The following is a 13,499-nucleotide window of genomic DNA, read 5'->3' on the forward strand; positions in this document are numbered from 1 at the left end:
GTGGATAAGCCCCCACTTTGGTCCAAAGAAAAATCGCGATGCGATTCAGTCTTAAATTTAAGGGATTCACAAAAGAGAAACAATTACATTGTGATAAAGTGAATCAATAGTGTGATAAAAGGAGGTTTCTGAATATTCTCTGATTAAATTTTTTACATTTCAACTTTCACATTAATTTCCCATCCAATTAAACCTAGCTTCTCATTGTGAAATATCTGACTATTTATATAACTAACATTCTCATTTTTTATAATTGATATAAGATCGTTTAATTTTTGCGGGCTTAAAGCAACATTAAGTTGCTCTTCTAAACGCTTTTCATAAGCAATATAATGGGACTCTAGCTCACTTATGTGTTCACGTTGCACTCCGTACTTTATTGATGCAACGAGTTTAATTATGAGTTGAAATATATGCTCGACTTCACTGATCCCCTCACCATAAATCTCAATGCCTTTTTCTATGATACCTTTAATAAAATCATCTCTTTCCTCTTCACTTGATGAATTTATTAACTTACGTATACCATTAAAAATTTTTTGTTGATTATTTATATATTTTATAATCTTTAATTCTTTTTCACTTTGTATGCATATAAAAGATTTTGAATGATGAGCAATAAAATTTAATTCTCCTCCTGGTTTAATTTGCTTAATGACATGCTTAATTAAGCTTTCATTTACCACTGCATACTCTAAACCAAATTGAGAAACAACTAAATCAAACTCATTTTCTACAAACCTTGTTTCAGCGATACTTAACCCTTTTAATATTTTAAGCTGACTTCCAGTATCTACATCATGGTAATGCGTTGTCTCAATATCAATTGCCTGCTCAACCCCTATGCAATGAGTTTCCTTCATTTTTTTTATTGCGCACTTGCCTACAAACCCATTGCCGCAGGCAAGATCGAGCACAAATCCACTTATTTCTTTTTTTGTAAAGTAATCATTCCAGTAATGAATTAATACATGGGTTAAGTTAGAATTCCCATCTAATGAAAAGCAATCTCCAAATTTATTACCTCCCCAAAATTGACTCCAATGTTCCATTATGTTCCCTTATTTAAACTTAAACCATTAAGTTATAATCGCATATAAAAAAAGAGAGCATAGCTCTCTTTTTTATCATTCAAGTAAAATTAAAATGTTTGATTAACGCTTAAGTAAACCACTCGACCTAAAATTTCACCTAAGCCTCGGTCATAGATACCATTACCAAATGCAAACGCATTAGGCTCTGAAGTTTTATCCATAAGATTACGAGCACCAAGAGTTACCTTCGTTTGTGTTGATAAAGTATATGCCACTGACGTATCAACTGTAGTAAAACTAGGTAAAGTACCAACATCAGAACCAACATCATTTAGATATTTATCCTCAGGAGTACGAGCATCATAGCCTGCTGTATAATTAATACCAACGTGAGCATTTAAATCATCCATCATCCAATCAAAAGATAATGCAGCTCTTAAATCTGGTGTTGAAACAAAACCAACATTATCAAATACACCTAAACCAGGAGCTGATTCACTATCGAAGCTCATAGTATAAGTACCATTTAAGTTGGTTCTAAAATCACCAAAAGAATCAGTTCTTAATGTATGTGTAACGTTAAAATCTAAACCAGTTGTTTGGAAACCAGGTAAGTTTGCATAACCGTTTACAACTTTAAGAATTTCACCTTGACTATCACGTTCAACATCAACATTAAATGTCTTAGGGTCAACACCTGTTGCTTCTAAATCCAATACAGCTTGAGTAGAAAGGAAACTAATTTGATCAATTATTTCAACATCAAAATAATCAAACGTCATATTTAACTCTTCAGTTGCATCCCACACTACGCCCATCGCATAACTTTTTGAACGTTCAGGCTGTGTTTCAGCACCTGGACGACGCTCAGCTTCAATCTCACCGGCAAGACACAATGGTGATGATGGGTCGCCAACTTGATTACATGCTTGTCTATCAATCGCTTGGTCTGTTGACTTGCCACCAGTTTGTAGGAGCGTATCTATATTTGGAACACGGAAACCCTCAGAGTATGAAGCACGAAGTACCACAGAATCAGAAGCTTGATAGCGTGCTCTTAGAGATTGAGTATATTCACTTGCATCTTTTGGTAATGTAAATTCATCATAACGGCCAGCATATGTTATAACTAATTCATCTAGAACAGGAAGTGCCACTTCGAAGTATGCACTTCGAGCATCGCGACCACCGCCAGAAGGGCCACCTGTACCACCAAAAATTGAACCTGAAGTTGTTAATGCATCGTAAGTTTCAGCAAAATCCTCACTACGGAATTCCCAACCTAGAGAGTAAGCTAACTCACCACCAGGCAATTCAATTGGTAAATCAGCAGACCAAGTTGCACCAGCAACAAATAAATCAACTCTAGCTTCACGGAATGCATCAGCTCTAATAGCATCTGTAGCTGCAGCAACGTCTTCTGCTGGACCAAATGGATTGATGTCACCTGATTCAATTAAATCAAACACTGCACTAGTTAATACATAATTTCTACTAGTATCTTTAGAATCTTGTTTGTTCCATTGAACATATGTATCAAAAGTTCCGTAATCACTACTCCAAGTAAACCCTGTTAAAAAGTCTAATTGTAATGTATCAACAATAAAGTCACGTGTTCCTAAAGCTTGCGGACGCCATTTAACACCAACTTCTTGTGGGTTATCAGTGCCAAAAGTAGGATTGTATTGATTATCTGCAGCAACTGTCATACCAAATCCAGCAACTAATGGGATTGGGGCATAGTTAGCTTTACTTTGTAAATTCATAACAGAAGCTTGAGCAAATAATGAAACTTCATCTGTAATATTATAATTACTATTTATAAAAATCGAATCAGTCTTAGTAGATGGTAACCAAGAAGCAACGTCTGCATAAGCAAAGCGACACTCTCTATCTGTAACATTCGTTACTTCACCAGTTACTGGATGAGTACGTACTCTTGGAGTTTCACTAATTAGGTTAGAATCACAGCGCGAATCAGGGTTCCATGGACCGTTTACATTAGTACCATCATTAAAGAAATCTGTAACACGCCAGTTCGCTGGATCACTGTTAGTTGAGTATCCTACCCAACCATCTACATTTGCAGATGTGTCAGCACGCTCATTAGCCATAAGCTTAGAAACTTCTTTATGCTCGATTGCAAAAGTCACATTACCTTTATCATTTGAAACACCCCCCACTAATGAAAAAGTTTTTTCATCACCTCCGCCATTTCTAGATGGGCTACTCATTTGAGCATTTACTTGTAAACCTTCAAAGTCTTTTCTAAGTATAATATTAACTACACCAGCAATTGCTTCAGAGCCGTAGATAGATGAAGCACCATCTTGTAGAATTTCAACTTTCTCTACCATAGCCATTGGTACTAGGCTTAAGTTTTGGCCTGAACCACCACCTAATGCATCTGATGGCAATCTTTTACCATTCACTAAAACTAATGTTCTATTTGAACCTAAACCACGTAAACTAATATCTGCAGTTGATTGTGCACTACTACCAGATCTAGGTGTAAATGAACCTTGAGAGTTACCAGGGAAATTTCTTAACACTTCACCTAATGAAACATCACCACTAGAAACTAAATCTTCTCGACTTATAACAGTTACAGGTAATGCACCTTCCAAATCAGTTCTCTTTAAACGAGAACCTGTTACTTCAATTCTTTCAACTTCTTCAGCTGAAGCATCTTCTGCAGCACTCGCATTAAAAGCAAGCCCTGATAATAAAGTTGACCCTATTGCTAGGTGTAAAGCTGAAAGCTTTAATTTAGACATGTTTTTCTCCCTGGAATTTTTATTTTAGCAATTCTAAAGATTGCTGCAGCGAACAAATTAAAGAGTGTTAATTGAACTAGCTAGCACATATCCACAAGAGGAGGGGTATTTTGGATAAAAGGCGAGTTTTACGTGTTTAGGAATTTATTTCTTACTTAGAATTTACATTTCCATTAACAATAGAGGGTTAGAGTTAGTAACCACTAGTATCTTGTTACATATTTTTACGAAAGTTCATATCCACATAGTTTATTCTATACAGATAAAAACGTAAAATTTGTCTTCTTGTACCTATACGAACACAAGAAAGTATAAAAGTTCAATTTATATTAAACAGGATGAAATATGAAAAGATTCAGTGTTGTTATTGCCGATAGTTGTGAAGCTGTTCGTCGTAATATTCAGCAGCATCTTAAAATTCGCGATGATTTTGATCCAATCGCTTTAGCTTTTAATGCAGATGAAGCCCGAGATATATGCCTCAACTTAGAAGCAGATGTTTTATTTATCAATCCTGATATTACAATTGACTTAGATAACTTGAATATCGTTGAACAATTACCTGCTTGTACTCAAGTTATTTATTTATCTAATTCAGATATTCAAGCGATAGATGCATTTGAGCTTGATGTCACTGACTACTTAATAACACCTGTCACCCCAATCAGATTTCAAAAATGTATAAATAAACTACTAAAAAGGCTAGACAACTCAGAAACAACACCTTTAATTGATGTACAAAGCATGCTTCAACAATTACAGCTTAATACAGTGTATAAAGAACCTGTCATAGTAAAAGATTCTGGACGTATAAGGATAGTCGATACTGACGATATTCTTTGGATTGGTGGCGCTGGAAATTATGTAGAGCTACATTTATTAAATGAAGACCGCCCAATACTACATAGAGAAACACTGGCATCCATGCAAGAAAAACTGACTTCTTCTGGATTTGTCCGCATACACAGATCTGCCATAGTTAAAAAGCAATCTATTAGCGAGCTAAAACCAACTGACAATGGAGATTACCTTGTTACATTAAAAAATGGTGCCACGCTTAATTTATCAAGACGATATAAACAAAGTATGTCAGGGATCCTTAGCTAAATTTTAGCAGCAAAAGTAATACCAAAAAGTTCAGTTTGACTATAGTAAGGTAAAGAACTTAAAACAGAGTAGGTTATGCCATCTTTTTATCAAGAACTAACCACTATATTTACACAAATACACGCAAGTCATTATTTCTCAGAAGCATTACCTCTTATAGAAAATAAAATATTAACTTTATTTAATGCATAAAGACTTACGATTTATCAACGCAATAAATTCAACCAAGAAATAGTCTCCCGATTTAAAACTGGATCAAAATTAACAGAAATAAACGTAAATATTACCCCGCAATCATTAGCTGGGTATGTTGCTATGAGCAAAAAGTCACTTTTAATTAAAGATGCATATAATGGAAGTGAACTCATATCTATCCATCCAAAATTAAGATTTGCTAAGCAATTTGATACTAGCTCTAACTTTAGAACAAAGGAAAAATTCCAACTAAAGTCCGAATTAGAGTAGATGGAATTTGTCGAGATTTGATCAAAATACCAGCAAACCATCTTCAAGCTATGGTAGCTAGGATCAAAATAATTTCTCGTTTAGATATTGCTGAAAAACGTTATCCCCAAGAAATAGCGAAATGCTAAAACATATGTCAAAAGGACCACACGGATTAATTCTGGTTGTTGGTCCTACTGGTTCAGGGAAAACAACAACTTTACATGCTGTATTAGGTTTATTAAATACACCCGACAAAAAATATGGACAGCCGAAGATCCAGTTGAAATAACTCAGCAGGATTAAACCAGGTTCAAATGAACAATAAACTCGGATTTAAATTTGAAACCGCGTTAAGAGCATTTTTAAGGGCAGATCCAGATATTATATTAATAGGAGAAATGAGAGATCTAGAAACGGCAGCCGCAGGTATAGAAGCATCACTAACTGGACACTTAGTATTATTAACACTATATACAAACTCTGCGCCTGAAACAATCACTAGGTTAATTGACATAGGTTTAGACCTCATTAACTTTACTGATGCCTGCATTGGGATTTTAGCTCAAAGATTAATGAGTACTTTAACGCAAGATGGCATTCTAAAAGTGCTGTCGGGATTAACTGACTTCAAACAATTACAAAGTATAAGTAAATTAACATTATTGAAATAGACGTAGGCGGGGCTTTAGCCGCTTATTGGTTCCTGGTAATTTAACGAAATTCATAAACCCCACAAAGCAAAAAAGCCGATACATTTCTGTATCGGCTTTCTTTAATTAGGAGCCTGGCGATGTCCTACTTTCACATGGGAAACCCCACACTATCATCGGCGCTGTTTCGTTTCACTTCTGAGTTCGGCATGGGATCAGGTGGGTCCAAAACGCTATTGTCACCAAGCAAAATTTGTCTGGAACAATTTTTAACGCACTTTAGTGCGCCCCGCTAGGGTAAATTACATGGATGTAATTTATAAAATCATTCCCAATTCGCTTTGTTCTTGTTTTCTTTAATAAATTCGGTCTGCTGATACAGATATCATAAAAGTATTCTACTTTAGTTAACACTAACTTCTTGCTTGTTTCTATCACACACAAAACCACTTTGGCGTTGTATGGTTAAGCCTCACGGGTAATTAGTACAAGTTAGCTCAAGGCCTCACAACCCTTACACACCTTGCCTATCAACGTTGTAGTCTCCAACGGCCCTTCAGAGTGCTTATAGCACTAGTGAGAAATCATCTCGAGGCCTGCTTCGCGCTTAGATGCTTTCAGCGCTTATCAGTTCCGAACGTAGCTACCGGGCAATGCCATTGGCATGACAACCCGAACACCAGCGGTTCGTTCACTCCGGTCCTCTCGTACTAGGAGCAACCCCTCTCAATTCTCAAACGCCCACGGCAGATAGGGACCGAACTGTCTCACGACGTTCTAAACCCAGCTCGCGTACCACTTTAAATGGCGAACAGCCATACCCTTGGGACCGACTTCAGCCCCAGGATGTGATGAGCCGACATCGAGGTGCCAAACACCGCCGTCGATATGAACTCTTGGGCGGTATCAGCCTGTTATCCCCGGAGTACCTTTTATCCGTTGAGCGATGGCCCTTCCATTCAGAACCACCGGATCACTATGACCTACTTTCGTACCTGCTCGACGTGTCTGTCTCGCAGTTAAGCTTGCTTCTACCATTACACTAACCGTACGATGTCCGACCGTACTTAGCAAACCTTCGTGCTCCTCCGTTACTCTTTGGGAGGAGACCGCCCCAGTCAAACTACCCACCAGGCACTGTCCGCAATCCCGCTTAGGGACCTACGTTAGAACATCAAAACTACAAGGGTGGTATTTCAAGGACGACTCCATAACATCTAGCGACGCTACTTCAAAGTCTCCCACCTATCCTACACATGTAGGTTCAATGTTCAGTGCCAAGCTGTAGTAAAGGTTCACGGGGTCTTTCCGTCTAGCCGCGGGTACACAGCATCTTCACTGCGATTTCAATTTCACTGAGTCTCGGGTGGAGACAGCGTGGCCATGGTTACACCATTCGTGCAGGTCGGAACTTACCCGACAAGGAATTTCGCTACCTTAGGACCGTTATAGTTACGGCCGCCGTTTACCGGGGCTTCGATCAAGAGCTTCTCCGAAGATAACCCCATCAATTAACCTTCCGGCACCGGGCAGGTGTCACACCGTATACGTCATCTTTCGATTTTGCACAGTGCTGTGTTTTTAATAAACAGTCCCAGCCACCTAGTTTCTGAGACCAACTTCAGCTCCACACGTAAAGCGCTTCACCTAATGTTGGCGTACCTTCTCCCGAAGTTACGGTACAATTTTGCCTAGTTCCTTCACCCGAGTTCTCTCAAGCGCCTTAGTATTCTCTACCTGACCACCTGTGTCGGTTTGGGGTACGATTCATTATAAACTGAAGCTTAGAGGCTTTTCCTGGAAGTATGGCACCAACAACTTCATCACCGTAGTGACTCGTCTCGTGTCTCAGCCTTAATGACAACCCGGATTTACCTAAGTCATCAGCCTACGCACTTTCACATGGACAACCAACGCCATGCTTGTTTAGCCTGCTCCGTCCCCCCTTCGCATTCATAATAAGTACGGGAATATTAACCCGTTTCCCATCGACTACGCCTTTCGGCCTCGCCTTAGGAGTCGACTCACCCTACCCTGATTAACATGGGATAGGAACCCTTGGTCTTCCGGCGTGGGGGTTTTTCACCCCCATTATCGTTACTCATGTCAGCATTCGCACTTCTGATACCTCCAGCATACCTCCCGGTACACCTTCAACGGCTTACAGAACGCTCCCCTACCCCGCATACAAAGTACGCAGGCGCATCTTCGGTGGTATGTTTAGCCCCGTTACATCTTCCGCGCAGACCGACTCGACCAGTGAGCTATTACGCTTTCTTTAAAGGATGGCTGCTTCTAAGCCAACCTCCTGGCTGTCTGGGCCTTTCCACATCGTTTCCCACTTAACATACACTTTGGGACCTTAGATGGCGCTCTGGGTTGTTTCCCTCTTCACGACGGACGTTAGCACCCGCCGTGTGTCTCCCGGATATTACTTAACGGTATTCGGAGTTTGCATGGGGTTGGTAAGTCGGGATGACCCCCTAGCCCAAACAGTGCTCTACCCCCGTCAGTATTCATCCGAGGCTCTACCTAAATAGATTTCGGGGAGAACCAGCTATCTCCCGGTTTGATTAGCCTTTCACTCCTAGCCACAAGTCATCCCCTCACTTTTCAACGTAAGTGGGTTCGGTCCTCCAGTTGATGTTACTCAACCTTCAACCTGCCCATGGCTAGATCACCGGGTTTCGGGTCTATACCCTGCAACTAGTCGCCCAGTTAAGACTCGGTTTCCCTACGGCTCCCCTATTCGGTTAACCTCGCTACAAAATATAAGTCGCTGACCCATTATACAAAAGGTACGCAGTCACAAAGCAAAGCTTTGCTCCTACTGCTTGTACGTACACGGTTTCAGGTTCTATTTCACTCCCCTCACAGGGGTTCTTTTCGCCTTTCCCTCACGGTACTGGTTCACTATCGGTCAGTTGGGAGTATTTAGCCTTGGAGGATGGTCCCCCCATATTCAGTCAGGATATCACGTGTCCCGACCTACTCGATTTCACTTTATATAAGTTTTCGTATACAGGACTATCACCTTGTATCGTTGCACTTTCCAGAGCATTCTACTAACTACAATAAAGCTTAAGGGCTGTTTCGATTTCGCTCGCCGCTACTTTCGAAATCTCGGTTGATTTCTGTTCCTACGGGTACTTAGATGTTTCAGTTCTCCGCGTTCGCCTCGTTAACCTATGTATTCAGTTAACGATACCTATAAATAGGTGGGTTTCCCCATTCGGAAATCTAAGTCTCAAGTGCTTTTTACTAGCTCGACTTAGCTTATCGCAAGTTAATACGTCCTTCATCGCCTCCAACTGCCAAGGCATCCACCGTGTACGCTTATTCACTTAACCATACAACCCAAAATAGTCTTACAACTAAAATGCGCTGTATTATTTCGTGACAGTTAACTTCGCCAGAAGTTAATGTTTTGAATACTAAAGTAGACGCCAATCATTAATTACTTATAAATAAGTAAACAATAAATTGGCATGAATGCATCACCATAACATGGCTATCATTCGTTTCTTTTACTTTTTGAAAACTCTTAATAAATGTTTAATAAACATTTATTAGAATTTTTATATCAGCTTTCCAAATTTTTAAAGAGCATGAGAAAAACTTCTCATAAGTAACCAAGCTTGTAAAAGCATGTTTATTTATGAAAAGTACTTAGAAGTGGTGGAGCTATGCGGGATCGAACCGCAGACCTCCTGCGTGCAAGGCAGGCGCTCTCCCAGCTGAGCTATAACCCCACTAAAAGATCTCAATATTGTGTGCCACTTCGTTGCTAAGAAGTGGTGGGTCTGAGTAGATTTGAACTACCGACCTCACCCTTATCAGGGGTGCGCTCTAACCAGCTGAGCTACAGACCCACAATATTTTTATACATTCTCATTTACGTAATCATCTGTGTGGACACTGGCATGCAAACCAGTTCTTTCGTATAAGGAGGTGATCCAGCCCCAGGTTCCCCTAGGGCTACCTTGTTACGACTTCACCCCAGTCATGAATCACTCCGTGGTGACCGTCCTCTGCAAGCAGTTAGACTAGCCACTTCTGGAGCAACCCACTCCCATGGTGTGACGGGCGGTGTGTACAAGGCCCGGGAACGTATTCACCGCGGCATTCTGATCCGCGATTACTAGCGATTCCGACTTCATGGAGTCGAGTTGCAGACTCCAATCCGGACTACGACAGGCTTTAAGTGATTCGCTTACCCTCGCGAGCTCGCAGCACTCTGTACCTGCCATTGTAGCACGTGTGTAGCCCTACACGTAAGGGCCATGATGACTTGACGTCGTCCCCACCTTCCTCCGGTTTATCACCGGCAGTCTCCCTAGAGTTCTCAGCATTACCTGCTAGCAACTAAGGATAGGGGTTGCGCTCGTTGCGGGACTTAACCCAACATCTCACAACACGAGCTGACGACAGCCATGCAGCACCTGTCTCAGAGTTCCCGAAGGCACAAGTCTATCTCTAGTCTCTTCTCTGGATGTCAAGTGTAGGTAAGGTTCTTCGCGTTGCATCGAATTAAACCACATGCTCCACCGCTTGTGCGGGCCCCCGTCAATTCATTTGAGTTTTAACCTTGCGGCCGTACTCCCCAGGCGGTCTACTTAATGCGTTAGCTTTGGAAAAGTCATCCGAAGATTCCAGCTCCTAGTAGACATCGTTTACGGCGTGGACTACCGGGGTATCTAATCCCGTTTGCTCCCCACGCTTTCGTACATGAGCGTCAGTATTGACCCAGGTGGCTGCCTTCGCCATCGGTATTCCTTCAGATCTCTACGCATTTCACCGCTACACCTGAAATTCTACCACCCTCTATCATACTCTAGTCTGCCAGTTCGAAATGCAGTTCCCAGGTTGAGCCCGGGGCTTTCACATCTCGCTTAACAAACCGCCTGCGTACGCTTTACGCCCAGTAATTCCGATTAACGCTTGCACCCCTCGTATTACCGCGGCTGCTGGCACGAAGTTAGCCGGTGCTTCTTCTGCGAGTAACGTCACAGCTATAGTCTATTAAACTATAACCTTTCCTCCTCGCTGAAAGTGCTTTACAACCCTAGGGCCTTCTTCACACACGCGGCATGGCTGCATCAGGCTTGCGCCCATTGTGCAATATTCCCCACTGCTGCCTCCCGTAGGAGTCTGGACCGTGTCTCAGTTCCAGTGTGGCTGATCATCCTCTCAAACCAGCTAGGGATCGTTGCCTTGGTGAGCCTTTACCTCAACCAACTAGCTAATCCCACTTGGGCTAATCTTTAGGCGTGAGGCCCGAAGGTCCCCCACTTTGGTCCGTAGACATCATGCGGTATTAGCAGTCGTTTCCAACTGTTGTCCCCCACCTAAAGGCATATTCCCAAGCATTACTCACCCGTCCGCCGCTCGTCAGCAGATAGCAAGCTATCTCTGTTACCGCTCGACTTGCATGTGTTAGGCCTGCCGCCAGCGTTCAATCTGAGCCATGATCAAACTCTTCAATTAAAAAGTTTTTTGTCTTTGTCTATAAAATAGATGAGACAGCTCAATGAATTCTGTTTTTGATATTAAATTTAACAAAGTTAAACTTAACGTCGCATATGACTGTGTAGTCACTCGCTCTTTCCTAAAAGGATTAAGTGAACAGATTTTAATGAGACTCTAATTTTGTGTCACTTCAAAAAGTGACTTTAGAACTCAATCTGCAAGAGTGCCCACACAGATGATTACTTATTGTTAAAGAACGTTTCAAGCTTTTTGGCTAGTGCCGTTTCGCTTGGGGTGTGCATAATACACCGTGATTATTTTGAGTCAAGACTTAATTTAAAAGTTTTTAAAAAATTTTAAATCTAGTTTTAATCAACTCTACCAAGCTAGTCGATGTCGCTACATCCCTTTAAGAATGTTGCTTGCCGTCTGTGTCGGTGGAGGCGCAGTATAGAGAGATTCTATTTCAGCGCAAGTGTTTTTTTAAATATAATTCAAAAAAATGTATATTTGCATAAAAAGTAAACTTAACGGCTATTATTACATCATAATCACAGTGATATGCTCATCAAAATCATTATTTAGTTATGTATTTTATATTTTAATCACAATTTTATTGCGAAGTTTAAAGATAAGGTTAAGATAAGCTCTACTACGATGTTAAATTAATGTTTAATTTGTGTATTTGGTATATAAAAATGAAATCATCTAATCAAAAATCTATAATCTTTTCTATTATCTTGGCTATTATTGGCTTTGTCTTAGCGGAATTTCTATTGGCCAGTGTTTTTACTAATCCTGCAATCGCCCTCGCTTTAGGGTTACTTCTTGGTGGTATCGTCATTTCGTTTATATCTACGGATGAAGATGAGTCTAAAATTGAAACTAAAACTTTATATGTAGGTAATCTTCCTTACCGTGCAAATGAAGGTGTTGTCAGAGAATTATTTGAACAACACGGTAAAGTTTTTACAGTACGTTTATTAAAAGATAAAAATACAGGTAAACGCCGCGGCTTTGGGTTTGTTGAAATGGCAGCTAAAGATGCTGACTCTGCTATTACATCTTTAAACGATGCTGAATTTCAGCAACGTACACTAAAAGTAAGAGAGGCAAAACAAAAACAAGAGAATAATGAATCTCCAGTAAAAACTGAATCTAGAGATCAATCAGTTTAATTACTTCCACTCTTTGTTTGGTATTTTGAATTGGGGCCGTTGCGTAAAATCGCACCGGCCTTTTTATTTGTTGTGATTTTTTATCTTTTCTATTTTGCGGCAATACATCAATTACTCTATTTGCAATAGCATTTCCTGAATCAATTAATTCAATATCCATATCTAACGCTTTATGTATCTCTGATGATAAAATAGGAAAGTGTGTACAGCCTAAAACTAAATAATCAATTTCTTTGGAGATATTTAAATTCTCAATCTCTTCCTTTAATGCTAGTTGATTTACCTCACCCCTCCAAAATTTATACTCTGCTAAAGTCACTAAATTTACAGAAGCATATAAATGAACCTCAATATCATTTGCATGATCTTTAATTAACTTTTGAATATATTTATTATTTGTAGTTGCAGGCGTTGCTAATAAACCGATTTGTTTAGTTTTGGTTTTACTTGCTGCAGGTTTGATTGCAGGCACAACACCTACAATAGGAATATCTGTATGAGAACGCAATAAACAAAGACTTTGTGTACTTGCTGTATTACAAGCAACAACGATAAGATCTATCGGTTCAAAAGATGCTTCAACAGTTTTAAGCTTTTGTAATAATCTTTGTTGTAATACTTTTGATTCTAATTCACCGTATGGAAGATATAGGTTATCCATCAAATAACTATAGTTAGCATTAGGGAACGCTTTTTGAATATGTGCTAATACAGATGTACCACCAATACCCGAATCAAAAATAACAATATGCTGCAAAGGTAAAGCTCAATAAATATAAGAAGACATACTATTGTGACATTATACCCTTACTAGCTCAAGAAACTGAGCTAGTTTGA

Annotated in this window: 6 protein-coding genes, 2 tRNA genes, 3 rRNA genes and 1 pseudogene; 4 read left to right on the plus strand and 8 right to left on the minus strand. The window is 40.0% G+C overall.

Going from position 1 to position 13,499, the window contains the following annotated elements:
* Window positions 1-152: 152 nt before the first annotated feature.
* Together PSA_RS01125 and PSA_RS01130 are read right to left on the minus strand one after the other, a co-directional pair.
* Window positions 153-1,052, minus strand: a complete 900-nt coding sequence (locus PSA_RS01125; RefSeq protein ID WP_042153275.1) for a class I SAM-dependent methyltransferase — start codon at window positions 1,050-1,052, stop codon at window positions 153-155.
* An 89-nt stretch (window positions 1,053-1,141) separates the two neighbouring features.
* Entirely contained in the window at window positions 1,142-3,811 is a 2,670-nt protein-coding gene (locus tag PSA_RS01130) for a TonB-dependent siderophore receptor (RefSeq protein WP_042153278.1), read from the minus strand.
* Between the two features lie 345 nt (window positions 3,812-4,156).
* Here PSA_RS01130 and PSA_RS01135 point away from each other — a divergent pair, with 345 nt between their 5' ends.
* From PSA_RS01135 to PSA_RS27000, 3 genes and pseudogenes are all read left to right on the plus strand, one after another.
* A complete protein-coding gene (locus PSA_RS01135; protein WP_042153281.1) occupies window positions 4,157-4,918 on the plus strand; it encodes a LytTR family DNA-binding domain-containing protein in 762 nt (253 codons plus the stop codon).
* A 315-nt stretch (window positions 4,919-5,233) separates the two neighbouring features.
* On the plus strand, window positions 5,234-5,383 hold the full coding sequence (locus PSA_RS26995) for a hypothetical protein (RefSeq protein WP_371257761.1): 150 nt from the start codon (window positions 5,234-5,236) through the stop codon (window positions 5,381-5,383).
* A pseudogene (locus PSA_RS27000) lies at window positions 5,359-5,958 on the plus strand (GspE/PulE family protein); the annotation flags it as partial. The gene PSA_RS26995 and the pseudogene PSA_RS27000, both read left to right, overlap by 25 nt.
* Window positions 5,959-6,147: 189 nt before the next feature.
* Here PSA_RS27000 and rrf read toward each other — a convergent pair.
* The 5 genes from rrf to PSA_RS01165 form a co-directional block, all read right to left on the minus strand.
* Window positions 6,148-6,262, minus strand: a 5S ribosomal RNA gene (rrf, locus tag PSA_RS01145).
* 214 nt (window positions 6,263-6,476) lie between these two features.
* A 23S ribosomal RNA gene (locus tag PSA_RS01150) occupies window positions 6,477-9,365 on the minus strand.
* A 326-nt stretch (window positions 9,366-9,691) separates the two neighbouring features.
* A tRNA-Ala gene (locus PSA_RS01155) sits at window positions 9,692-9,767 on the minus strand.
* Between the two features lie 43 nt (window positions 9,768-9,810).
* Window positions 9,811-9,887 (minus strand) — tRNA-Ile (locus PSA_RS01160).
* A 72-nt stretch (window positions 9,888-9,959) separates the two neighbouring features.
* Window positions 9,960-11,502: ribosomal RNA gene (locus PSA_RS01165) — 16S ribosomal RNA — on the minus strand.
* The 16S, 23S and 5S rRNA genes sit together here with 2 tRNA genes alongside, the layout of an rRNA operon.
* Before the next feature lie 680 nt (window positions 11,503-12,182).
* On the opposite strand from PSA_RS01165, the gene PSA_RS01170 reads away from it, so the two are divergent.
* Window positions 12,183-12,662: an RNA-binding protein gene (locus PSA_RS01170; RefSeq protein ID WP_042151418.1), complete on the plus strand. Its 480-nt coding sequence runs from the start codon at window positions 12,183-12,185 to the stop codon at window positions 12,660-12,662.
* Here PSA_RS01170 and murI read toward each other — a convergent pair.
* Window positions 12,643-13,419: a glutamate racemase gene (gene murI, locus PSA_RS01175; RefSeq protein ID WP_042151421.1), complete on the minus strand. Its 777-nt coding sequence runs from the start codon at window positions 13,417-13,419 to the stop codon at window positions 12,643-12,645. The two genes, PSA_RS01170 and murI, sit on opposite strands and share 20 nt — an antisense overlap.
* Between the last annotated feature and the right edge of the window lie 80 nt (window positions 13,420-13,499).

This window comes from Pseudoalteromonas sp. '520P1 No. 423' (assembly GCF_001269985.1).
GTDB lineage: Bacteria > Pseudomonadota > Gammaproteobacteria > Enterobacterales > Alteromonadaceae > Pseudoalteromonas.

Bases quoted from the DNA above. Each gene is read 5' to 3' on its own strand.
- PSA_RS01170 (WP_042151418.1), top strand. From the start codon at position 12,183: ATGAAATCATCTAATCAAAAATCTATAATCTTTTCTATTATCTTGGCT.
- PSA_RS26995 (WP_371257761.1), top strand. From the start codon at position 5,234: ATGAGCAAAAAGTCACTTTTAATTAAAGATGCATATAATGGAAGTGAA.
- PSA_RS01130 (WP_042153278.1), bottom strand. From the start codon at position 3,811: ATGTCTAAATTAAAGCTTTCAGCTTTACACCTAGCAATAGGGTCAACT.
- PSA_RS01135 (WP_042153281.1), top strand. From the start codon at position 4,157: ATGAAAAGATTCAGTGTTGTTATTGCCGATAGTTGTGAAGCTGTTCGT.
- PSA_RS01125 (WP_042153275.1), bottom strand. From the start codon at position 1,052: ATGGAACATTGGAGTCAATTTTGGGGAGGTAATAAATTTGGAGATTGC.